Origin of the sequence: Halobiforma nitratireducens JCM 10879 (genome assembly GCF_000337895.1) — an archaeon.
Classification (GTDB): Archaea; Halobacteriota; Halobacteria; order Halobacteriales; family Natrialbaceae; genus Natronobacterium; species Natronobacterium nitratireducens.
The window spans coordinates 1-3,056 of the sequence record NZ_AOMA01000188.1 but is presented as its reverse complement, the minus strand read 5'-3'; the positions used below and the strand labels follow the sequence as shown (position 1 = coordinate 3,056).

1 protein-coding gene is annotated in these 3,056 nt (G+C 50.3%); it reads left to right on the top strand.

Translation table 11 applies throughout. The features are described 5' to 3' along the window. Positions 1 to 2,176: 2,176 nt before the first annotated feature. A complete protein-coding gene (locus C446_RS16970; protein ID WP_152419468.1) occupies positions 2,177 to 2,680 on the top strand; it encodes a helix-turn-helix domain-containing protein in 504 nt (167 codons plus the stop codon). Positions 2,681 to 3,056 lie beyond the last annotated feature (376 nt).

The following is a 3,056-nucleotide window of genomic DNA, read 5'->3' as shown; positions in this document are numbered from 1 at the left end:
GTGAAATCGTCCTCATGTTCGCCATCATCAACATAGAAAAGCTCTGTGAGCCACTCTAACCCTCATTCAGCAGCTATTCAACAAAGCAATTTATTCAGTTCTCGGGATCGCGTTTCTCTGGGTCGAGGTATTCACTGCTGACTAGCACTGCTTGCAAGACGTATCCTCTGGATTCAGCAGCTATTTTCTGACAAAATCCGAGTAGGACAGTTGACTTCTGCTGAATACAGGGCGCGAATGTTGCACAAGATTCGACNATCCTCTGGATTCAGCAGCTATTTTCTGACAAAATCCGAGTAGGACAGTTGACTTCTGCTGAATACAGGGCGCGAATGTTGCACAAGATTCGACTTGATCTGCGACAGTAATGATTGGTCAGCATGGAAGGTTTACTGAGCAAACCAGCACAAATGTGTTGGTATAGCTATGTTATATGTGGGTCGTTGTTGGAGTGCTTCGGACTCGGATTTCTGAGCCGGTAGAAAAGGTAAACTGCTGCGATAATTTCGATTGAGGGGTTGGTAGAAACTGCATATGAGAGAAGAGAAAAAACAATCCCTCCACCTACCCAGAAACGGCGATCTGGGTTCCACGGTGAGGAACTCTTTCGGACGGTGCCGGCATCCAAGTAGAGCGCGATGAAAAACACCGGTACGAGTAGCAGTCCAAGTAGTCCCAAGATAGCGTATAGAGCAACTACACCACCACCAGCGTCCATAACTCCATCCAAGAACACGGTGCCAGCAAGCGACCAGCTAAATCTGATCAGTGCAATTCCGATTAGTACATAAAGCCAAATTGATTGTCGCATATCTAATAGTTCACAACTATACTGGTTAAGAACTTTTTGTTAATACGAACGTTCTCTTCCGGACAGTTCACGTGTGTCGGATCGAAATAAAAGAGAATCCCGTGCTGTATGGATCCTCTNATCCTCTATATTCAGCAGGCGACTTTTACCATATTTTGGACGAATCCATAATCACTTCGGTACTACTTGGCTACCACCTCGTTTCGTGACCTTCAAGCCAAAAGTGGTGGATATTCCGTCACTTCCTGTACGAATATGTCCCAGTGACAGCAGGCTACACAAGGGACTTATAAGCCCTCAAGGACTGAGCGAACACCATTGTCGTAGTTGGAAACGGTTTCCCATTCGTAGAGTCGACCCTCGTCCTCAAGCAGTGTAAACAGCGACCCATCTTGCATCCAGCTATATTTCTCGTGGTCTAACTTCCAAGGATAGGTCCGTTTGAGAAGGTAGGTCTTGTCGAAAAACCGTTTGTGCTCTCTGATAATCGACTGTTCCCAGGTCACACCGCCCACATCGTCTTCGATCACGACGACGATCGCGTCGGCATGGTCGGCGATCACTTTGAATTTCGAATGCCCCTGGAGTTCGTGAGAGTTGTTCGTCAGCAGTTCGTCCATCAAGACCGCTTCGAAATCTTGGATCGGCGATGCGTGGGCGATCTCTTTGAACTCTTCGAGCCGTTTCTTTCGACCGTCGGTGTAGTTTCCGAGAACGAAGATAAGAGAGTCACAGGTCGCGTACTCTTGGACCAGTTCGCGATCCAATTTGAGAACGGCTTGCCGGTCTGCAGGGGACAACAATTCGTCTGAAAGTACTCCTTTTCGCGGGGCCGTCATTTCGCGTGTGTACGAACTAACACAATAANCGGGATCCAATTTGAGAACGGCTTGCCGGTCTGCAGGGGACAACAATTCGTCTGAAAGTACTCCTTTTCGCGGGGCCGTCATTTCGCGTGTGTACGAACTAACACAATAAAAGAGTTTCTACCAATGTGGTTTAGACCACATTGGTAACGGTCAAAACCCTTAACACCACGGCCGCTATAATATGATAATAGAGATGGACACCATCCCATATCTACGACGACCTCCAGGGGACCGTGGGCGATCTGAGCGTATTGGAACTGCAGCNTCAAAACCCTTAACACCACGGCCGCTATAATATGATAATAGAGATGGACACCATCCCATATCTACGACGACCTCCAGGGGACCGTGGGCGATCTGAGCGTATTGGAACTGCAGCGTTTCAGACGCTCTAAGCCGAGACAGGCGTACTGATATCGAACACCCTGTGTCCAACAGGGATGACTACCAGCAGTGTGTGCTGGAGTAGCATATCAACGGTAACGTTGATATCATCATGCATACGAAAAAACCAAACAAATCGGAACGAAGAAAGGACACGCACTTGGACGGATCAACGGGAGCGCAGGCTGACGGTCACGATATCGGTGATCGCCGGAACCTCCTCAACGTCGCAACACAAGAGACCCGGTTCGAAATCATCCAGAACATCGTGGGCCACCCAGAACAGTTACCCTCGCTAAAGGAGTTGGATTACTTCATTCCAGATACGCGAAAGAGTACGATCCGAAATCACCTAGACAAACTCGAGGATGCTGGCATTGTGACTCCGGTCAAGTTACCAGAGGAGGAACGATCGCGAGATCTTCCCCGAGTCTTCTACGGGTTGACTCGAAATGGCCGTGACGTGCTCGAGGAAGCAGGATTGCTGCGTGCTGAACGATCGTTGCAAGAGACGACCGTACAAACCAAACTCACGGATGAGGTGGTACAGTACATGAACGCGCCGCGCCCAGACTGGGATCCTGCCCGACCTCTTGAGGCGGACCAGGACAAATAACAACCCGCTCTTGCGTAGCACATTGTTGATGGAGCGTTCGGCGACGTGGTGCAGCGGCGACGCAGTGTCCGACGAGGGGCGGTTTCGGTCGGTCGTATCTTGCGGCGAAAGTGGCAATTATTATTACAGTATAGCTTTAGGTTCCTTTCAATGAGCGAAACGTGGCCGGAGTGGACGGTATCCGGAAACGTTTCTGACCGGAGGGAACCCTAACTATGCCGCCCCGCAAGAATCGCGACGAGAAAACGAAGAACGAGAAAAACTCGAGTCGATCGGGCAAGGAGACGACGCAGTCGCGGTCGCGCCGTCGCTCCGAAGGCTCGATCCAGCGGTCCTCGACACGAACACGGACGGTCGCCGCCGGCTCCGTCTCTCA

Bases quoted from the DNA above. Each gene is read 5' to 3' on its own strand.
- C446_RS16970 (WP_152419468.1), top strand. From the start codon at position 2,177: ATGCATACGAAAAAACCAAACAAATCGGAACGAAGAAAGGACACGCAC.